Source organism: Vibrio sp. 10N.261.46.A3 (genome assembly GCF_041472995.1).
Classification (GTDB): Bacteria; Pseudomonadota; Gammaproteobacteria; order Enterobacterales; family Vibrionaceae; genus Vibrio; species Vibrio coralliirubri.
The window spans coordinates 135,899-157,392 of the sequence record NZ_JBFRRH010000003.1 but is presented as its reverse complement, the minus strand read 5'-3'; the positions used below and the strand labels follow the sequence as shown (position 1 = coordinate 157,392).

The 21,494-nt window shown below is 44.7% G+C and carries 15 protein-coding genes and 1 tRNA gene; 8 read left to right on the top strand and 8 right to left on the bottom strand.

The annotated features are described in order from the left end of the window. Positions 1-212: 212 nt before the first annotated feature. From leuO to AB4484_RS00965, 5 genes are all read left to right on the top strand, one after another. Positions 213-1,172, top strand: a complete 960-nt coding sequence (leuO, locus tag AB4484_RS00985) for a transcriptional regulator LeuO (RefSeq protein WP_019826889.1) — start codon at positions 213-215, stop codon at positions 1,170-1,172. 201 nt (positions 1,173-1,373) lie between these two features. After that, on the top strand, positions 1,374-3,182 hold the full coding sequence (locus AB4484_RS00980; RefSeq protein ID WP_017062927.1) for a long-chain fatty acid--CoA ligase: 1,809 nt from the start codon (positions 1,374-1,376) through the stop codon (positions 3,180-3,182). Between the two features lie 460 nt (positions 3,183-3,642). Then, positions 3,643-5,382: an acetolactate synthase 3 large subunit gene (locus tag AB4484_RS00975; protein ID WP_372076008.1), complete on the top strand. Its 1,740-nt coding sequence runs from the start codon at positions 3,643-3,645 to the stop codon at positions 5,380-5,382. Between the two features lies 1 nt (position 5,383). Continuing rightward, positions 5,384-5,878, top strand: coding sequence for an acetolactate synthase small subunit (ilvN, locus tag AB4484_RS00970; protein WP_008219984.1), 495 nt, complete (start codon positions 5,384-5,386; stop codon positions 5,876-5,878). 113 nt (positions 5,879-5,991) lie between these two features. Further along, positions 5,992-7,875, top strand: coding sequence for a diguanylate cyclase (locus tag AB4484_RS00965; protein ID WP_372076006.1), 1,884 nt, complete (start codon positions 5,992-5,994; stop codon positions 7,873-7,875). 583 nt (positions 7,876-8,458) lie between these two features. Here the strand turns inward: AB4484_RS00965 and AB4484_RS00960 are convergent. Both AB4484_RS00960 and pykF read right to left on the bottom strand, forming a co-directional pair. Next, entirely contained in the window at positions 8,459-9,130 is a 672-nt protein-coding gene (locus AB4484_RS00960) for a GntR family transcriptional regulator (RefSeq protein WP_372076004.1), read from the bottom strand. Between the two features lie 176 nt (positions 9,131-9,306). Next, positions 9,307-10,719, bottom strand: coding sequence for a pyruvate kinase PykF (pykF, locus tag AB4484_RS00955; RefSeq protein WP_017061403.1), 1,413 nt, complete (start codon positions 10,717-10,719; stop codon positions 9,307-9,309). A gap of 429 nt (positions 10,720-11,148) precedes the next feature. Between pykF and AB4484_RS00950 the strand changes: the two genes are divergently transcribed. Beyond that, the gene (locus tag AB4484_RS00950; protein WP_372076002.1) at positions 11,149-11,919 is read left to right on the top strand and encodes a DeoR/GlpR family DNA-binding transcription regulator; all 771 of its coding nucleotides are present in this window, start codon (positions 11,149-11,151) and stop codon (positions 11,917-11,919) included. 107 nt (positions 11,920-12,026) lie between these two features. Continuing rightward, positions 12,027-13,859, top strand: a complete 1,833-nt coding sequence (gene glmS / locus AB4484_RS00945) for a glutamine--fructose-6-phosphate transaminase (isomerizing) (protein WP_050643142.1) — start codon at positions 12,027-12,029, stop codon at positions 13,857-13,859. Between the two features lie 102 nt (positions 13,860-13,961). Here the strand turns inward: glmS and AB4484_RS00940 are convergent, their stop codons facing one another. From AB4484_RS00940 to rpsU, 6 genes are all read right to left on the bottom strand, one after another. Beyond that, complete coding sequence (locus AB4484_RS00940; RefSeq protein WP_372076000.1) at positions 13,962-15,230, bottom strand: O-acetylhomoserine aminocarboxypropyltransferase/cysteine synthase family protein; 1,269 nt, start codon at positions 15,228-15,230, stop codon at positions 13,962-13,964. Positions 15,231-15,434: 204 nt separating this feature from the next. Next, positions 15,435-15,510 (bottom strand) — tRNA-Ile (locus AB4484_RS00935). A 163-nt stretch (positions 15,511-15,673) separates the two neighbouring features. Further along, entirely contained in the window at positions 15,674-17,518 is a 1,845-nt protein-coding gene (gene rpoD / locus AB4484_RS00930) for an RNA polymerase sigma factor RpoD (protein WP_048614894.1), read from the bottom strand. Between the two features lie 99 nt (positions 17,519-17,617). After that, positions 17,618-19,369, bottom strand: a complete 1,752-nt coding sequence (gene dnaG, locus AB4484_RS00925) for a DNA primase (protein ID WP_017069474.1) — start codon at positions 19,367-19,369, stop codon at positions 17,618-17,620. Positions 19,370-19,488: 119 nt separating this feature from the next. Then, positions 19,489-19,932 carry a GatB/YqeY domain-containing protein gene (locus AB4484_RS00920; RefSeq protein ID WP_017069475.1) on the bottom strand — a complete coding sequence of 148 codons (444 nt, stop codon included), beginning with the start codon at positions 19,930-19,932 and terminating at the stop codon, positions 19,489-19,491. 25 nt (positions 19,933-19,957) lie between these two features. Then, positions 19,958-20,173: a 30S ribosomal protein S21 gene (gene rpsU, locus AB4484_RS00915; protein ID WP_004396009.1), complete on the bottom strand. Its 216-nt coding sequence runs from the start codon at positions 20,171-20,173 to the stop codon at positions 19,958-19,960. A 258-nt stretch (positions 20,174-20,431) separates the two neighbouring features. Here rpsU and tsaD point away from each other — a divergent pair, with 258 nt between their 5' ends. Continuing rightward, positions 20,432-21,448 (top strand): tRNA (adenosine(37)-N6)-threonylcarbamoyltransferase complex transferase subunit TsaD, encoded by a 1,017-nt coding sequence (gene tsaD, locus AB4484_RS00910; RefSeq protein ID WP_017061410.1) that lies wholly within the window; start codon positions 20,432-20,434, stop codon positions 21,446-21,448. Positions 21,449-21,494: the final 46 nt, after the last annotated feature.

Sequence of the window (21,494 nt, the reverse complement as noted above, 5' to 3'; positions counted from 1 at the left end):
ATAACTCTATAAATTACTGATTTTTAGATGTTATTTAATCATTAAGATAAAATAAAATTATTCTTTATCAATCTTGTTGGTAGCTCGAGATGTATTGGTTAATAGTAATGTCAATCCGAAAAACATCGGTCTGATAAATATAAGAATTAGTGGTTATCTATTCTCATACCATTACCAATTTAACGCTGTCGAACCGACAAGAGGCAACTTGAATGTTAGATAAAAAAGACGCAATGAGTGCTATTGCAAGCTACAGAATGGAAAGCACACTTCGTGGAGTCGACTTAAACCTTTTGACTGTATTTGATGCAGTTATGCAAGAGCAAAACATTACACGTGCAGCTCACAATCTGGGTATGTCTCAGCCTGCTGTAAGTAACGCTGTTGCTCGTCTAAAAGTGATGTTTAACGACGAACTATTCATGCGTCAAGGTCGTGGTATTCAACCGACTCAACGTGCTCGTCAGTTGTTTGGTCCAATCCGCCAAGCGCTACAATTAGTGCGTAACGAACTACCAAGTTCTGTGTTCTCTCCAGAGTCGTCTTCTCGCCTGTTCAAACTTGCGATTTGCAGCCCTTGTGACATGCGTTTTGCTCCTAAGATTATGTCGACAATCAACGACCAAGCACCGAGCGTTAAACTGCACATGGATGCTGAATTCGATCGTCAACTTTCTGAGCGTATGCGCTACCAAGAAATCGACTTCGTTATCGATTACGCTCGTTTTGATGAGCAAGGCTTCTCAAGCACTGAAATCTTCCAAGACGAATTAGTTGTGGTTGCTTCTGCTTCTCACCCACGTATCAACGGTGAAGTTTCTGCGGCAGAGCTGCTTAACGAAAAGCACGCAAAACTGTCTCGCATCCATGGTCAACGTAGCTTCTCTGAGCAAGCTTACCGTGATCTAGATTGCACGCCTTTCTACGAAGGTACGAGCTTAAGCAACGTTCTTTACGTTGTAGGCCAATCTGAACTAGTAACCATTGCTCCTCGTTGGATGGTTGAACATGCAGCAAACAAAGAGCAGCTTCAGATTCTAGATTTCCCATTCGATAATGCGGCGATTTCTGGCTTCCTAAGCTGGCACGAATCAAGTGAAAAGGATAAAGGACACATTTGGTTACGAGATCAGTTAATGATGATTTGTGGCGAAGTAGTGGCACTTAACTAGACACTAATCCCTATGATTTATAAGCCCTAAGCTAGGAGACTGGCTTAGGGCTTTTTTATGCGCGCTATTTTAGTGGGTAGAAAACTTAGCGTTAGACGTACTATTACTGATAACTTTGAGCTTCATCAGTTGCCTTTTCCATGATCAGAGGTACACTTGTGCGCTCAAAAAAGCTTACAGGTGTAAGCCAAAGGTAAAGAGATGGCCAATTTAGATTTTCATATCGTAAAAAGACTTCGTGACCAAATTGCCCAAGGCGGCAACCGTACAGCTTTGAAGCACAAAGTAGACAATGTATGGCAAGGCATTAGCTGGGAACAGTTTGGACAACAAATCGATACGCTTTCATTAGCACTGTTGGCTCAAGGACTGAGAGTTCAGGATAAGATCGGTATCTATTCGAACAATATGCCTCAATGGACCGTGGCAGATTTTGCATCGTTACAAGCACGCCTTGTGACTGTGCCGATTTATCCAACGAACACAGCAGCACAGTCTTCTTACATCATCCAAAATGCAGATGTGAAGATCTTATTCGTTGGTGAGCAAGTTCAATTCGATGCGGCGGTTAGCCTGTTTGAAGAGTGCGAGCAGCTAGAAGTTGTTGTGGCTATGTCTGATGACATCGACCTACAAGGACACAGCTTTGCCGTATCTTGGAATGACTTCATGGCGCGTGGCGTTGAAGCACAACAAGCTGAACTTGACGTGCGTCTTGCTGATGCAAGCATGGACGACTTACTAACTCTTATCTATACCTCTGGTACCACAGGTCAGCCAAAAGGCGTAATGCTTGATTACACCAATATTGGTTACCAGTTAGAAGGCCACGATGAGCGCCTTAGCCTAAGCAAAGATGATGTCTCATTGTGTTTCCTACCGTTATCACACGTATTTGAGCGTGCTTGGACGTTCTACGTTCTCTATAAAGGCGCAACCAACTGCTACCTGCAAGATACGATGCAAGTGCGTGATGCGCTAAGCGATGTGAAACCGACCGTAATGTGTGCGGTTCCACGCTTCTACGAGAAGATCTTCTCTGCGATTCACGAGAAGGTATCTAAAGCGCCATTTATTCGTAAAGTGCTATTTACTTGGGCAGTGAACATGGGAGCAAAGCTTTCAGTTTGTCACCAAGAAGGTCGCACTCCATCGTTGATGCTGAAGAAGAGCCATGCGCTAGCTGATAAGCTTGTGCTATCTAAACTGCGCGCTCTACTCGGCGGTAACATCAACTTCATGCCATGTGGTGGCGCGAAGCTTGATGAGACGATTGGTCGCTTCTTCCATGCTATTGGCATCAACGTAAAACTTGGCTACGGCATGACAGAAACTACAGCAACAGTATCTTGTTGGGATGACCGCTGTTTTAACCCTGATTCGATTGGTATGTCGATGCCGGGCGCAGAAGTAAAAATTGGGGCGAAGGACGAGATTCTTGTTCGTGGTCCAATGGTGATGCGTGGCTACTACAAGATGCCAGAAGAGACGGCTAAGACATTCGATGAGCACGGTTTCTTGAAAACCGGTGATGCGGGTCATTTTGATGAAAATGGTAACCTGTTCATTACCGATCGTATCAAAGAGCTGATGAAAACCTCTGGCGGTAAGTACATTGCGCCGCAAGTGGTTGAAGGCGCGATTGGTAAAGATCACTTTATCGAACAGATTGCTGTTATCGCTGATACGCGCAAATTCGTTTCTGCGCTGATTGTTCCTTGTTATGACTCGCTAGAAGAGTATGCCAAAGAGCTTAATATCAAGTATCACGATCGCGTTGAACTTGTTAAGCATCACCAAATCGTCGAGATGCTAGAAAAGCGTGTGAATGACCTACAGCAAGAACTGGCTAAGTTTGAGCAAGTGAAGAAATTCAAACTGCTACCAAAAGCATTTTCTATGGATGATGGTGAGCTGACACCAACTCAGAAATTGCGTCGTAAAGTTATCAACGATAAGTATCAAGACGAAATCGAAGAAATGTACAACGAAAAGCCTAAAGATAAGTAGTTTTCTGCTTAGATAAATTTTCAGTTGTTTAAAAATCCCCCTACGAATGTGATTGCATTTTTAGGGGGATTTTTTGTATCTAATGACACAGCACAATGTGCGAAAGCGCACACCAGCAAGCTCGCGGTTTATCGATAAATAGCGATCTATTGAAATATTAAGTGCTTTTTTTTGTTCGGTAACTAGTTTTTAAACCTAGCTTTAGGGGCTGGGTTGGGTTTTATTTAATGCTTTGAGCTAATAGTTGGTTTTTTGGCACAGTTGCCGAATAACAGGTGTTAGACCAGATGATAATAAAGCGTTAAAGTTGTTTCGTATTACTGTTTGTTGTTATCACGACAGACAGCCATAGCCGAAAAAGTGGAAGTATTTCGAATTAGGCTACGAATAAGCCCTAGACTATGAAAAACCAGCCCAACATGTTCACCAAATATGATTGGAAACTGGTGAGGAGAGCAATATGACAACAAAACCTGAAACAGCAATGTTATCCGGCGCTGAGATGGTGGTGCAGTCTCTAATTGAAGAGGGTGTAGAACAAATCTTTGGTTACCCAGGTGGTTCTGTACTTGATATCTATGATGCGCTGCATGCTAAAACTGCTGAAATTAAACACGTATTAGTACGACACGAACAAGCCGCTACCCACATGGCAGATGGCTATACTCGTTCTACCGGCAAACCGGGCGTAGTACTTGTGTGTTCTGGTCCAGGTGCGACCAATACCGTTACTGGTATTGCAACAGCCTACATGGACTCAATCCCAATGATTGTTATTTCTGGTAACGTACCAAATAACCTTATTGGTAACGACGCCTTCCAAGAGTGTGACATCGTGGGTGTATCACGCCCGATCGTTAAACACAGCTTCTTAGTTAAGAAAGCGGAAGATATCCCTGAAGTCGTTAAAAAAGCATTCTATATTTCAACGACAGGACGCCCCGGTCCTGTGGTTATTGATCTGCCGAAAGACATCTTAAACCCACAAATCAAGCTTCCTTATGAATACCCAGAAACGCTCAAAATGCGTTCGTATAACCCAACGGTTACGGGTCATAAAGGTCAGATCAAAAAGGCGCTAAAAGCCCTTCTTGAAGCGAAGAAGCCGGTACTTTATGTCGGTGGTGGTGCGGTTATTTCTGAGGCAGATAAGCCGCTGTTAAAATTAGCTGAGGCACTGAATTTACCCGTGGTAAGCACCCTAATGGGGCTTGGCGCTTTCCCTGGCACTCATAAGAACTCTTTGGGTATGTTAGGCATGCATGGTTTGTATGAAGCCAATATGGCGATGCACAATGCGGATTTGATCTTTGGTATTGGCGTACGTTTCGATGATCGAACCACCAATAACCTAGATAAGTACTGCCCTGATGCGAAGATCATGCATATTGATATCGACCCATCTTCAATCTCTAAGAACGTAAAAGTGGATCTGCCGATTGTAGGTTCTGCTGAAAAAGTCCTGGAGAGCATGGTGAACTTGCTCGTTGAGCAAGGCGGCACTAATGATGCAGAAGCGATTGAAAGCTGGTGGAGTGAAATCAAGCAGTGGCAAGAGCGTGACTGCCTAGCTTACGAGAAATCGTCTGAGCGCATCAAACCACAGCAAGTAATTGAAATACTGCATAAAGTAACCAATGGCGATGCCTATGTTGCTTCTGATGTAGGTCAACACCAAATGTTTGCTGCTTTGTACTACCCATTTAACAAACCACGTCGTTGGATTAACTCTGGTGGTCTAGGCACAATGGGCTTTGGCCTGCCTGCTGGTATGGGCGTTAAGTTTGCTAAGCCAGATGAAGAAGTGGTTGTGGTTACCGGTGACGGCAGTATTCAAATGAATATCCAAGAGCTGTCGACAGCGCTGCAATACAATATCCCGGTTAAGATTATTAACCTTAACAACCGTTTCCTAGGCATGGTAAAACAGTGGCAAGACATTGTTTATCAAGGTCGTTACTCTAACTCATATATGGACTCTGTTCCTGATTTTGCTGCTATCGCTGAGGCTTATGGCCACATTGGTATGCGTATTTCATCTCCGGATGAACTGGAATCAGGTTTGGAAAAAGCACTGGCGATGAAAGACCGTTTGGTATTTGTCGATATTAGTGTGGATGACACCGAGCACGTATACCCAATGCAGATCAAAGGCGAGGGTATGGATAACATGTGGCTAAGCAAAACGGAGAGAACATAATATGAGACACATTATTTCACTACTAATGGAAAACCAACCTGGTGCGCTTTCTCGTGTGGTTGGCTTGTTTTCTCAGCGTGGCTACAACATCGAGTCTTTGAACGTATCTCCAACCGATGATCCGACGCTGTCTCGTTTGAACGTCACTACTAACTCGAGCGAAATGCAGCTTGAGCAGATTCAGAAACAGCTACATAAGCTAATCGACGTACTTAAAGTACAAGAAGTGTCTGAGCTTGAGCATATTGAACGTGAGCTGTTGATGGTAAAAGTACGTGCGAGCGGCTTTGCTCGTGCGGAAGTGAAGCGCACAGCGGATATCTTCCGTGGTCAGATTGTTGATGTCACGGCCTCTCAATATACGGTTCAAATGGCGGGTACGAGCGAGAAACTGGATGCCTTCATTCAGGCGCTGTCTGAAGTGACGGAAGTGCTTGAAGTAGCTCGAAGTGGTGTTGTTGGCATCGCACGAGGCGAACGTGCGTTGAAAGCCTAGACGATAAGTCTTTAAAAAATAACTTTAAAGCCGCTTTTTTAAGCGGCTTTTATTTTGTTAATTTTTTAGAGTGCTATAATCCCGCGCTGCACTTCCATTCATCTGAGTTAGCAATGCGAAATAAAAAATCAATAATTACATTGCTGATTATCTCTATCATATTGTCTTCTGCAGTATGTCTGTATTATTTGCAGCGTTACAAAGAAGTAAAACAGCAGAGCTTTGACTACTCAGCTAAGCAAGCCGTTCATCAGTTAGTGTATGCCAAGCGAGATTACGATCTTCTCAAGACTCAGTTAGTCTCGGTAATGGAGCTACTCAGTCATAGCCAGAGCTTGGTTAACTTTGCTTCCTCTCCCTCAGACCAAACTAAACATCTACTTGAAGAGGTCTGGCAATCTGTTCTGGTGAATCAGAAGTGGTATACACAAATCCATCTGCTAGATGTCACTGGCAAAGAATTGGTGCGCGTTAACTACTCCTCTGAGACTGGTAGAGTGACGTTTCCTCAACAACTGCAAGATAGATCGGATTCTAACTACTTCCAATACGCTCAAAAACTAGAAGCCGAACAGATTGGCGGTTGGGGTATTGAGCTTGAAACGGAGCATGGTGAAGTCACCTTCCCGTATTCGCCGGTAATCCGTGTCTTTACCCCAGTAGAAACCCCTAACAAAAGAGTCGGATACCTTGTCATCAATCTGGATGTATGGGGCCTATCGTCGCGTCTTAGTTTTTCACCAGATAACGATCTTAGAGCAGAAGTTCTCAATGACGCGGGCTACTTCATCGCGAGTAACAATAGCGGTAAATTGTTCGGAGACTCTATTCCTGAAAGAAAAGGCTACAACCTGAAAAATATCGCGCCGAAGACGTGGGATGCGATCTCCAATGATCAGGTGGGGCACGTTTTTGAAGATGGTAATTTGTTTGCCTTTAACACGGTTATGCTCGCGAACAGTCAAAAGGTTCATTTGCTGATTCAACTTAATCAGAAGCAATTGATGGATAGGGCTGAGCGTGATCTAGATGATTTGGCCCATGAAGAGATCATTGTTTTGATTACGGTGCTGATTTTCGCTTTCCCGTTTGCTTACCTGGTGACGCACTACCGACGCCGAAGCCTGGAGAGTAAATTGGCACGCGCCGCATTGAATGGCATGTCGGCAGTGATGATCTCTGATAAGCAGCACCGCACAATGATGATCAACAACGAATTTGAGAACATGACTGGGTACTGCAAAAAACAAGTGATCGGTCAAAATGCATTGCAACTGTTGCTTGAGAATACCGACCAAGTACTCTCAAGCTCAGCTATCTGGAGTCATTTAGAGCAAGAAGAAGTATGGGAAGGGGAGGTTCAGTGTAAGAACAAGCTGCGTATTCCTTTTACTGCGATCATGCGAGTGCATGCGGTCAAAAACAATTCAGGCAAAGTCAGTTACTACATCACCTCGTTGGTTGATATTTCCGTAAGGAAGGAGCTTGAGGTACGTTTGAGGATCTTAAGTGAACGTGACTCTTTGAGTAATCTTTGGAACCGACGAAAATTCGAAGAGCAGCTGGCTTACTATTCTCGCTTGGTTGAGCGTTACCCGAACGAAGCGACCACTTGCTTAGCCTTAGTCGACATCGATAACTTCAAACGAATCAATGACGAACTTGGCCACGACGAAGGTGACCGTGTGATTGCTGGTGTTGCTAAGCTTCTGCAAGATAGCCTTCGTGGGACGGACTTTGTTGCACGTGTCGGAGGAGAAGAGTTTGCACTCTTGATGCCACACACCTCACTGCCAGAAGCAAAGCGCGTATTGGATCGCTTGCGAATTGAGATTGAGCTAGCCGCCGGAACTAAGGTAACGGTGAGTGTTGGCTTTACGGATTTAACCAGTAACAGTACTCGCTCATACAAGTGTGCTGATGTTGCGCTTTACGAATCTAAATCGTCTGGTCGTAATACGGTCTCTATGTGTCCTAGCTATGATGATGTCGCTTAGGTTCGCTTCTATCTAGTCCTGTCGTCTATTTGCTTCACCTCTTCAAGTCGCGCCCCGACTCTTTTTTCCTTTCCCCCTTTTTATTAGGAATCTCACTTTTGAGCGACCTGTGTCACAAAATCTATACAGTTAGACTAAAGTCTAATGCTGGTGAAAATTTGAGCTAAAATGAACAATAAGTAAACTACTTTGCTTCAGATTACATCGTGTTAAACGATGTAATAAATAGAGTGTTTACCAGATGTAAAAGGATGACACCGTTAACTTAATTCAGCTGGTTAGCTAGCCTTATCAATAACTTGGAAGGCAGCAGTAGAATTAGGTTAGCTGGAGCAAGAGTTTGGGGATCATACAGTCTGGTTAAAAGAGGCGTGGTATGTTTGTCGATTTTTTAGTGAGGTTAACCATAGGCACATTAGCCATTCTTGGCTTTCAGCTTAGTGCATTGTATTTTTTACCTATGGTTGTGCTGCTCAATACTCATCACAAAGAGTTTTTTGGGTGGTAGTTCAGTCGTGGTACTGGAAACAAAAAAACGGAGCCGTTGGGCTCCGTTTTTATTTGGTTAGAATCTATCTTGGCATCATGCCGCTTCGATAACTTCTTCAATTCGTTTCATTGAACCTAGTAAGTGTTGATCAAGCAATTCAGTCGCTTGTTCTACATTCTTAGAGAGTACTAGTTTCATGATCATTTCGTGCTCATCAATATTGAACAGATCATCAGATGCGCTTTCTGCAGACATAGCGAGGAAGCGGTAACGTTTCACTTGGTTAATTAGGTCATCAAAGAACTTAAACATGTTCTCTGAATCTGCCCCTTCAAGCAGTGCGACATGGAATTGCTGGTGGCGCTCTTCCCATTCTACACAATCAAACTCTTCAGATACGTACTGTATTCGCGATAGCTTATGGTAAGACGTTAGTACATCCAGTTCCCAGCTCTCATCACCTGCTGAAATCGCTTTTTTAAGCAGAACCGATGATACAACACGAAGGCTTTCGTATAGGTCATTCAGCTCTTTCTTTGATACAGGAGATACCCAGCAGCCTTTTTGTGGCTCTAGCTTTACGTATTTGCTCCAAGATAACTGTACCAAGGCTTCGCGAATAGGGGATGCGCCAACGTTATAGCGTGCTTTTAGATCAGCAACAACGAGCTTTTGGCCTGGGGTTAACTCACCATTAAGAATATCTTGGCGAATCATCTTTGATACTTTGTCAGTGAGCGTAGGACTAGACATTACAAACCTCATCTATATATGATTTCTAGTCTGCTAATCCGTCTCTTAGAAAGAGTCAATTGGAGGTTAACAGTACGTAGTTCTATTGTGATTGATAATACAGCGTACTGAAAAGTTAGGCAAGATTTTGTTTCATAAAAAAAGAGGGCCGAAGCCCTCTTTTATATTTTATGCGAATCGGTTCATTCTTATAGAACGTGAACAGATGCCGTGTTTGTAGTACCAGAAGCTACTAGAGCACCAGAAACCATAACTACGATGTCGCCTTTGTTACCTAGGCCAGATTGTAGAGCGATTTCTTTACCGTTGATGTAGAACGCGTCTGTGTTCTCGATAGAGTCAACAAGAACTGGCTTAACACCTTTAGTAAGAACTAGCTGTGCAGCTGTCTTTTCGTTAGTTGTTAGAGCAAGGATGTTTGCAGTTGGGAAGTACTTACGTACTGAACGTGCAGACTTACCGCCTTCAGTAGCAACAACGATTAGAGGAGCAGCTAGCTTCTCTGCTGTGTCTACAGCGCCTTTACATACTGCTTCAGTGATGCGTAGACGTGGGCTGTCTAGACGAGAACCTAGCTCAGCTTTAAGAGCTGAATCAGTACGGTTCGCGATTTGAGCCATGATAGTAACAGCTTCAACTGGGTACTTACCTTTAGCAGTTTCACCAGAAAGCATTACTGCATCAGTACCATCCATGATTGCGTTCGCAACGTCACCCGCTTCAGCACGAGTTGGACGTGGGTTGCTGATCATAGAGTCAAGCATTTGAGTTGCAGTGATAACCATCTTACGTGCACGGTTACACTTCTCGATCATCATCTTCTGAGCGAAGATTACTTCTTCAGCTGGGATTTCAACACCTAGGTCACCACGAGCAACCATGATGCCGTCAGAAGCTTCAAGGATTGAATCGAAGTTATCTACACCTTCTTGGTTTTCAATCTTAGAAATGATGTGGATGTTCTCGCCGCCGTTAGCGTTTAGAAGCTCACGGATTTCTTTAACGTCTTCTTCTTTACGGATGAAAGAAGCAGCAACGAAATCTACGCCTTGCTCACAACCAAACTTAAGGTCAGCTTTGTCTTTCTCAGAAAGAGCAGGAAGTTGAACAGAAACGCCAGGAAGGTTAACACCTTTGTTTTCGCCTAGAGCACCGTTGTTAAGAACTTTACACTTAACTTCAGTTTCTGTTGTTGCGATAACTTCCATTTCGATTAGGCCGTCATCAACAAGGATAGTGTTACCCGCTGTTAGGTCTTTAGCGAAACCTAGGTAAGTTACTGCTACTACGTCTTTGTTACCAACAACTGTTGCGTCAGTTGTGAAAGTGAACTCTTGACCAGCTACTAGATCTACGTCGTTACCATCTTCAAGTTTGATAGTACGGATTTCTGGACCTTTAGTATCTAGAAGGATAGCAAGTTGTTCACCTTTGTTTTCCATTACTTTACGGAAGTTCGCGATACGAGTGCCGTGCTCTGCGAAATCACCGTGAGAGAAGTTAAGACGCATAACGTTCATGCCAGCATCTACTAGTTCAGTTAGCTTCTCTACAGATTCAGTTTTAGGGCCAATCGTACATACGATTTTGGTCTTTTTCATGGAAGGTACTCTCCGGTAAGTATTGTTACAATTTGAAATTTATTTAAGTTCTGAAGATTGGTCCGCTACATCAACATTTTGTGCCTGTTGTGTAAAAGCGCGGGACTCCCAATATGTCCTTCAGAGTTGTAAGTCTTTCATCAATTTTAGTCATTTTATGACTAAAAGATTTTGATTCAACATCGGTTTTCTGTGACTTACCCCACTATATAGGGGGTAGGTTGCAAAAAAATAACAGTCAGTTTTGTAATTTTTTTTCTTTTCGGGTGCGGATTCTACCACCTAATGAGTTCAATATCACTGCTTAACAATTGTCTTAGGACAAGGTTTTATCGCTATTTATTAATTTTTTGGATCAAAATAAATGGACTAAATAGTTTCGTTGTAACTATAATATGTTTCATATCGAAACTTAATGGCCTTTTTTAAATGTCGAAACGAAATACCCAGCTCAGAAGACATGCAATTTCTAACCTAGTGAATGAAAAAGGGGAGGTTAGTGTTGATGAATTATCCGCTAAGTTTGAAACCTCAGAGGTCACTATTAGAAAGGACTTGGCGTCTTTAGAGAAAAACGGTCAGCTTTTACGCCGTTATGGTGGTGCGATTTCGTTACCGAAAGAGGTTGTCAACGAAGAACTGGGTCAACAAGTTTCGACTCGAAAGGTTTTATTGGCAAAAGCCGCTGCAGATTTAATTCGCGACCATAACCGCATCGTGATCGATAGTGGCAGTACGACCGGTGCTCTAATTCAGCAGCTTAATGCTAAGCGTGGCTTGGTTGTGATGACCAACTCATTGCACGTCGCTAATGCGCTTAATGAGCTTGAAAGCGAGCCGACGTTATTAATGACGGGCGGCACTTGGGATACCCATTCGGACTCTTTCCAAGGCAAAGTCGCAGAGTCGGTGCTTCGCGCTTACGATTTTGACCAACTATTTATCGGGGCCGATGGTATCGACCTTGATAGAGGCACAACCACGTTTAACGAACTGGTTGGCCTGAGCAAAGTAATGGCTGAAGTGTCACGAGAAGTGATCGTGATGGTTGAGTCGGAAAAAGTGGGACGAAAGATCCCGAACTTAGAGCTGGCATGGGAACACATTGACATCTTAATTACCGATACAGACTTAGGCGAAGAATCCAAAGCAAGTATCGAATCACATGATGTTCGAGTGATCCTGACCGATCCAGCGTAAAAACAAATTTAAATATTATGCATTTACCTTCCTATAATTGATCTTAATAAAGATCTGGCCTTTGCTTGCTGCCAATAGGAATAAAACAAAATTGATGGAGTGAAACTATGTGTGGAATTGTTGGTGCAGTAGCACAGCGTGATGTTGCTGAAATTTTAGTAGAAGGCCTTCGTCGTCTGGAATACCGTGGCTACGATTCAGCAGGTGTCGCTGTCGTCGATACTGAATCTAACCTAACTCGTGTACGTCGCCTAGGTAAAGTACAAGAGCTAGCCGACGCGGTAGAAGAGCAACAAGTGATTGGCGGTACAGGTATCGCTCATACACGTTGGGCGACACACGGTGAGCCATCTGAAGCGAACGCACACCCACACATGTCTGGTGATATTGCCGTTGTACACAATGGTATTATCGAAAACCACGAAGCACTGCGCGCTATGCTGCAAGAGCGTGGCTACGTGTTTACTTCACAAACAGATACAGAAGTTATTGCTCACTTAGTTGAGTGGGAACTTCGCACTTCAGCTTCTTTGGTTGAAGCACTACAGAAAACAGCAAAACAATTAGACGGTGCGTACGGCACGGTTGCGGTTGATCGCAAAGATCCTAGCCGTATTGTTGTGGCTCGTTCTGGTAGCCCGATCGTTATCGGTTTTGGTGTCGGCGAGAACTTCCTTGCTTCTGACCAACTGGCGCTACTGAGCGTAACTCGTCGCTTCATGTACCTAGAAGAAGGTGATGTTGCTGAGGTAACTCGTCGTGATGTTACTGTATTTGATGTCGCGGGCGAGCGTGTTGAGCGTGAAATCGTTGAATCAAACGCTGAACATGACGCTGGTGACAAAGGTCAATACCGTCACTTCATGCAGAAAGAGATCTTCGAACAACCAACAGCGCTGATCAACACAATGGAAGGCCGTATCTCTGAGACTTCGGTTATCACTAACGCGATCGGCGTTAAAGCTGAAGAGATCCTAAGCAAGGTTGAACACGTGCAGATCATCGCATGTGGTACGTCTTACAATTCAGGTATGGCTGCGCGTTACTGGTTTGAATCTCTAGCTGGCGTAAGCTGTGATGTAGAGATCGCCTCTGAATTCCGTTACCGTGATTTCGTTGTTCGTCCGAACAGCCTATTGGTGACTCTGTCTCAGTCTGGTGAAACGGCGGATACGCTTGCTGCACTTCGTCTTGCAAAAGAGAAGGGGTACATGTCAGCAATGACTATCTGTAACGTTGCGGGTTCTTCACTGGTTCGTGAATCTGATTTTGCCTTCATGACTCGCGCAGGAACAGAGATCGGTGTTGCTTCTACTAAAGCTTTCACAACTCAACTAGCAGCGATGCTGATGATGGTAACGTCAATTGGTCGCCTACAGGGTCGTATCAATGAAGAGAAAGAAGCGGAAATCGTTCAAGCTCTTCACCAACTGCCTGCTGATATCGAGAAAGCATTAGCGTTTGATAAAGAAATTGAAGCGCTAGCACCTGATTTTGCTGATAAGCATCACACACTGTTCTTGGGTCGTGGTGAGTTCTACCCAATCGCGATGGAAGCGTCTCTTAAACTGAAAGAGATCTCTTACATCCACGCAGAAGCATACGCGGCTGGTGAGCTTAAGCACGGTCCTTTGGCTCTTATCGATGCAGATATGCCTGTAGTCGTTATTGCACCAAGCAACGACTTGTTAGAGAAGCTAAAATCGAACGTTGAAGAAGTACGTGCTCGTGGCGGTCTACTTTACGTATTCGCTGACCAAGACGCTGGCTTTGAAAGCGATGAGAACATGAAGATCATCAAGATGCCTCACGTAAGTGAGGTAACAGCGCCTATCTACTACACAGTACCGATGCAGCTGCTGTCTTACCACGTAGCGCTAATCAAAGGTACCGACGTTGACCAACCTCGTAACCTAGCGAAAGCGGTAACAGTTGAGTAATCGACACCTAACCTAAGAAATAGATAATAAGAAGCCCATCTTGTGATGGGCTTTTTTATGTCTGTTAGTTAACGATCAGTGTTAGAGCTAGCTGTAGCGTCATTAAGCGCTCAGTGCTTGCTCTAGGTCAGCCAAGATATCGTCAATGTGTTCAATACCTACTGATAGGCGAATCATCTCTGGTGATACACCGGCTTGTTTTTGTTCAGCTTCACTTAGTTGACGGTGTGTCGTCGAAGCAGGGTGACAAGCGAGCGATTTCGCATCGCCAATGTTAACCAAACGTTTGAAGATTTGCAGGGCATCATAGAAACGAACACCAGCTTCATAACCGTCTTTTAGGCCAAAAGATAGAATGGCCGATGGCTTACCTTGCATGTACTTTTCAGCGAGTGGGTAGAATTCCGAATCAGGCAGGCCAGCGTAACTTACCCAACTGACTTTCTCGTGTTGCTTGAGGTATTCCGCTACTTTCAAGGCATTCTCTGTGTGTCGCTCCATGCGTAGCGACAAGGTCTCCAAACCTTGCATCAACATGAAAGCATTCATTGGTGACAGTGCTGCACCTGTATTACGTAGGGGAACCGTTCTAGCACGACCAATAAACGCAGCCTCACCAAAGGCCTCGGTATAAACCACGCCATGATAAGAAGGCTCTGGCTGATTAAACACAGGGAAGCGGTCCTTGTGCTGTGCCCATGGGAATTTACCTGAGTCGACAATCACGCCACCTAACGTTGTACCGTGACCACCCACGTATTTGGTTAGTGAGTGCACCACGATGTCAGCACCAAAATCGATAGGTTTACACAGCACAGGCGTCGCCACCGTGTTATCAACAATCACAGGCACACCTTGTGCGTGAGCAAGTTCAGCAACACGCTCTAAGTCGATAATATTACCTGCTGGGTTACCGATACTTTCGCAGTAAACCGCCTTGGTTTTTTCATCGATCAGTGCCGCTAAGCTTTCTGGTTTATCGTCTTTAGCAAAGCGAACTTCAATCCCTTGGTTTGGCAACATGTGAGCAAATAGGGTGTAAGTACCACCGTAAAGCTGAGGCGTTGAAACAATGTTGTCACCGATTTGCGCCAACGTCTGAATCGCATAGTTAATTGCAGCACTGCCTGCACTCACGACTAAGCCTGCAATACCTCCTTCTAAGGCTGCCATGCGCTTTTCTAGCACATCATTGGTTGGGTTCATTATGCGAGTGTAGATATTCCCTGGCACCGCAAGGTTGAAGAGGTCAGCGCCGTGTTGTGCGTTATCGAATTCGTAAGCGACGGTTTGGTAGATAGGTGTGGCAACGGATTTGGTTGTTGGATCAGTGTCGTAACCGAAGTGAATCGAGAGTGTTTCGTCTTTCATGAGTCTTCCCTGAACTATTGAGCGATTTATGTACTCTCATATTGCCGATTTTTTTATAAAAGAAAAGTATGTTTAGTCACAGAGAGGCAATTGGAATTGTGTGCGGGACGATTCGTTTTTGGTTAGGAAGTACAGGGCGTGATTGGTACGGAACTAGAAAAGCAAAAAGCCAGAGCAGTGTGAACTGTTCTGGCTTTTCTAATTTGGTGGCCCCTCCCAGATTTGAACTGGGGACCGAACGATTATGAGTCGTGCGCTCTAACCACTGAGCTAAGGGGCCGTAGGGCATAGATTATAGGGGAAGCATTCAGTGGTGTCTAGACACTATAAGGGGCAATTCCGCTTACATCTTAGCCACTTAAATCATACGGATAAAAAAAAGGTGAGCCAACGCTCACCTTTTCTTATTTATGCTTAAAAGCTAACCGCACTAAAGCGTGTGATTACTCGTCTAGGAAGCTACGCAGAGTTTCTGAGCGGCTTGGGTGACGAAGTTTACGCAGTGCTTTTGCTTCGATCTGACGGATACGTTCACGAGTTACGTCGAACTGCTTGCCCACTTCTTCAAGAGTGTGGTCAGTGTTCATATCGATACCGAAACGCATACGCAGTACTTTAGCTTCACGAGGTGTTAGGCCAGCAAGAACGTCTTTAGTTGCGCCGCGTAGGCTTGTTGCCGTTGCAGAGTCTAAAGGTAGTTCTAGCGTTGTATCCTCGATGAAATCACCTAGGTGCGAATCTTCGTCGTCACCGATTGGTGTCTCCATTGAGATTGGCTCTTTAGCGATTTTCAGTACTTTACGGATCTTGTCTTCAGGCATTTGCATGCGTTCAGCTAGCTCTTCCGGAAGTGGTTCACGACCCATCTCTTGTAGCATTTGACGAGAGATACGGTTTAGTTTGTTGATCGTTTCGATCATGTGAACCGGAATACGGATAGTACGAGCTTGATCGGCAATCGAACGAGTGATTGCTTGACGGATCCACCACGTAGCGTAAGTAGAGAACTTGTAACCACGACGGTATTCAAACTTATCTACCGCTTTCATCAGACCGATGTTACCTTCTTGGATTAGATCCAGGAATTGTAGACCACGGTTTGTGTACTTCTTAGCAATCGAGATTACTAGACGTAAGTTCGCTTCAACCATCTCTTTCTTCGCACGACGAGCTTTCGCTTCACCGATAGACATACGACGGCTGATATCTTTGATGCTTTGAACAGTAAGAGACGTTTCACGTTCGATCATATCCAGTTTTTGGATAGAGCGACGGATGTCGTGCTCGTTACGTTTGATCTTTTCTGCGTATGGCTTGTCTGAAGCAAGAACTTCATCCAACCATGCTTCGCTAGATTCGTTGCCAGTAAATAGAGCAATGAAAGATTTCTTCGGCATTTTGCCGTACTCAACCGTTTGACGCATGATTAGGCGTTCTTGAGTACGTACGCGATCCATTGAGTTACGCAGTTCGTTTACTAGGTAATCAAACTGTTTTGGTGTTAGACGGAACTCTTTGAATACGTCTTGCATCATTGTTGTTGCAAGCATTGCTTTCGGGCTTTCATGGCCGTACTCGTTGATCGCTAGCTGACGGTTCTGGTAGCTAGTACGAAGCGCTGTGAACTTCTCAAGAGCAAGTTCAGGATCGATACCTGTATCTTCTTCTTCCTCTTCCTCGTCGTCTTCAGCGTCTTCTTTGTCTTCGTCTTCCAGATCAGTTTCAGCAAGTTCTGAACCGATGTGAGTCGCCGTTGGCGCAGCTGTGCCATCGTCGTCAGGGTCAACAAAGCCATTGATTAGGTCTGTTAAGCGAATCTCTTCTGCTTGTACGCGGTCAAACTGTTCCAAGATGTATGGAATAGTGCCTGGGTACTCAGCAACCGATAGTTGAACTGTATTGATACCATCTTCAATACGTTTCGCAATGTCGATTTCGCCTTCACGAGTCAGTAGTTCAACCGTACCCATTTCACGCATGTACATACGAACTGGGTCAGTAGTACGGCCAATCTCGCTTTCTACGCTTGAAAGCGCAGCAGCTGCAGCTTCGGCTGCATCTTCATCTATATTGGCATCGTCATCATTAAGTGCTAGATCATCAGCATCAGGTGCAGTTTCAACTACCTTGATACCCATGTCGTTGATCATTTGAATGATGTCTTCTACCTGTTCAGAATCCACGATTTCTGCAGGTAGGTGGTCGTTTACTTCGGCGTAGGTCAGATAGCCTTGTTCCTTGCCTTTAATAACAAGTAATTTAAGCTGTGACTGCGGATTTTGATCCATAGATGATATCCAACTTCAGGTCTGGTGAAGGACGTTGCATTCTCAAATGCAAACCAATTATGTTAACAAATTTATTAAATGCTGACTAATCAAACAGGGTTACGCTTTTAGATCTAGCATTAAAGCTAGTAGCTCCCTTTTTTCTTCGGCTGATAAACCGACGCTTCTTGCTTTGGCCTGCAGGTTTTCAATTTGTTTTTCAACGCACTGGGCAAGTATGTTGTCCAATGAGTCTAAAAATATGTCTTCTTGATTGTCTTCGTCGAGGGGGATTTCCCAGCTCGCGAGACGAGACAGAAGAGCCTCATGTTTATTGTGTCGCCAATGCTCTAATAATTGGCCTGTGTTGATATGGGGATGCGCGTGGCATTTATCAAGTACTTCGACGAATAAACTTAGCCCAGGCAACTGTAAGCCTTTGACACTTGATAAATCCGGTACCATATCAGCATAGCTCGGATTTTGGATAAGCAAAGCGATAACTTCACGCATTGGAGTGCGCTTGAGCTCTTTATGCGGCTGAGGTGTTGGGTTCTGTGTATGAACACGCGCACGTCGCAATTGGTTATCAAATCCAGTTCGCTCATCGAGCAGTTTTTCGAGCAATTCTTGGAAGTAACTGTCAGGAATTTTGTTAATCAAGGCGCTGGCGTGTGCACGCAGTGCTGATTTCCCTTCGGTTGTTCCCAAGTTCAACTTGTGTATTTCAATCAGGTTATCGAACAAATAGGTCGAAAGCGGCGTCGCATTGTGGACCAGTTGTTCAAAAGCGGCTTTGCCATGCTCTCTAATATAGCTGTCTGGGTCTTCACCGTCGGGCAAGAACAGAAACTTAAGCGTGTTACCTGTTTTCAGATACTCAAGTGCGTTTTCTAGTGCGCGCCATGCGGCCTCTTTACCTGCTCGGTCACCATCGTAACAACAAACCACAGTGCTGGTTTGACGGAACAACATTTGAACGTGGTCGCCAGTTGTTGAGGTGCCCAGTGATGCTACTGAGTAATCGACACCATATTGCGCGAGTGCCACGACATCCATGTAACCTTCAACCACAAGTATTTGCGGCGGTTCACGGTAGGCTTGCAGCACTTCATAAAGGCCGTAAAGCTCTTTACCTTTATGGAATATAGGTGTTTCTGGTGAGTTGAGGTATTTTGGTGTGCCGTCTTCTAATACACGACCACCAAAACCAATCACACGGCCACGACGATCACGAATCGGGAACATTACGCGTCCACGGAATCGGTCGTATCGGTTACCTTTATCGTTCTCAATTAACATGCCGCCAGTCACGAGCATGTCTTGGGCTTCTTTCTGTTGGCCAAAGTTCTTACGAACTAAGTCCCACTCATCGGCCACATAACCAATACCAAACTTCTGGACGATCTCGCCAGAAAGGCCACGATTCTTTAAGTAATCAATCGCAGGTTTGTTGGCTGAAATTTTCAGTTGAGAGCGGTAAAAATTACTGATGCCGCCCATCAAATCGTAGAGGTTACGTTTTTGTTCGCTGTTGGCTCTTGGTGCTGTTGATATTTCGCCGCTGCGCTGTTCTCTAGGAACATCGAGGCCTAAGAAAGAGGCTAGCTCTTCAATAGCTTCAACAAAATCGAGACGTTCGAACTCCATAATGAAGTCGATAGCATTACCGTGTACGCCACAACCAAAGCAGTGATAAAACTGTTTTTCTTGGCTTACGCTAAAAGAAGGGGTCTTTTCGTTGTGGAATGGGCAACAAGCACCATAGTTTTTGCCTTTTTTCTTAAGTTTCACGCGTGCGTCCACAATGTCGACAATGTCGAGACGCGCTAGGAGATCATCGATGAAACTACGCGGGATGTGTCCTGCCATAAAACCTTAGAAAAATGCACTAACTGAGAGTGTGGATAATAATAGTTTGAATAGGTTACAGATACAAACAAGCCGTGCGTTCCGAAGGATTGCACGGCTTGTTGCAATTTGATTTGGGATTAAGCGAGTTTAGAACGAACTAAACCACTAACTTTACCCATATCTGCACGCCCTTGAATTTGTGGTTTCAAGATAGCCATTACTTTACCCATGTCTTGCATGCCCGCTGGTTGAGCTTCGGCGATTGCGCTATCAAGTAGTGCAATAACTTCTTCATCAGTTAGCGGTTGAGGCATAAAGCCTTCAAGTACCGTAATTTCTGCTTTTTCCACGTCAGCAAGATCTTGACGATTTGCCGATTCATATTGAGCAACAGAATCGCGACGTTGCTTAACCATTTTAACTAATACAGCAAGAATGTCGTCGTCGTTCAGAGTGATCCGTTCGTCAACTTCACGTTGCTTAATTGCTGAAAGAGCTAAGCGGATAGTGCCAAGGCGCGGTTTGTCCTTGGCTTTCATCGCTAATTTTTGCTCTTCTTTGAGTTGTTCAATAAGAGCCATAACTCAGTCCTTATGGATTAAGTTATTAGTACAGGCGAACGCGACGTGCGTTTTCGCGAGCTAGCTTCTTAGCGTGACGCTTTTGAGCTGCTGCTTTAGCGCGTTTGCGAACTGTAGTTGGCTTTTCGTAGTGCTCGCGACGGCGAACTTCAGAAAGGATACCTGCTTTTTCACAAGAGCGCTTGAAACGACGTAGTGCAACGTCGAACGGTTCGTTTTCACGTACTTTAACTATTGGCATATGCCTTTCACCTCAGGGGTTATTCATTATCGCTGGCCACTCAGTACCAAATCAGAGAAGTTACCCATCGAGCTAACTCTCTATTCGCGTTTGGCCATTAACCAGCTTGATCAAAAATGGTGCGGAATTTTAATCCGATCACAGTGGCTTTGTAAAGCACTTTGTCGATTATAGTCTGTACAATATTTGTTTGAAGAGCTTAGGCAGGGTAATATTGCGCTAATTTCCCATTTTAGACGAAAGCGTGCCGAGAAAATTATGCGCATTATTGGTATTGAAACCTCTTGTGATGAAACAGGAATCGCGATTTATGATGATGAGCAAGGGCTGCTTTCTCATCAATTATATAGCCAAGTAAAGCTGCACGCCGATTACGGTGGTGTGGTGCCTGAGCTAGCTTCGCGTGACCACGTGAAAAAAACAATTCCTCTTATTAAAGCGGCATTAGCTGAAGCGAACCTAACGTCGAAAGACATTGATGGTGTGGCTTACACGGCTGGTCCAGGTTTAGTGGGTGCACTGCTTGTCGGTGCAACGATTGGTCGCAGTATTGCTTATGCGTGGGGCGTGCCTGCTGTGCCTGTTCACCATATGGAAGGTCACCTTCTTGCGCCAATGTTAGAAGACAATCCACCTCCATTCCCATTTGTGGCTCTGCTGGTTTCTGGCGGCCATACCATGATGGTAGAAGTGAAAGGCATTGGTGAATACCGAATCCTTGGTGAATCGATTGATGATGCAGCGGGTGAAGCGTTTGATAAAACCGCGAAACTGATGGGCTTAGATTACCCTGGTGGTCCACTGCTATCTCGCTTGGCAGAAAAAGGCACTCCGGGTCGTTTTAAGTTCCCGCGCCCAATGACCGATCGTCCGGGGTTAGATATGAGCTTTTCTGGTCTGAAGACGTTCGCAGCGAATACCATTCGTGACAACGATAATGATGACCAAACTCGCGCTGATATCGCTTACGCGTTCCAAGAAGCCGTTTGTGCAACCTTAGTAATCAAGTGTAAGCGTGCCTTGGTTGAAACGGGCATGAAACGTATAGTGATTGCTGGCGGTGTAAGTGCCAACAAGCAACTGCGCGTTGAGCTTGAGGCGCTTGCTAAGAAAGTCGGTGGTGAGGTGTACTACCCACGCACTGAGTTCTGTACAGATAATGGTGCGATGATCGCTTATGCGGGCATGCAGCGCCTGAAGAATGGCGAAACGGCTGATTTGTCTGTTCATGCCACACCGCGTTGGCCAATTGACCAACTAGAGCCAATTGCGTAATTGACTATAGTGTTTCGATAAACGGTCGCCTTGTGCGGCCGTTTTT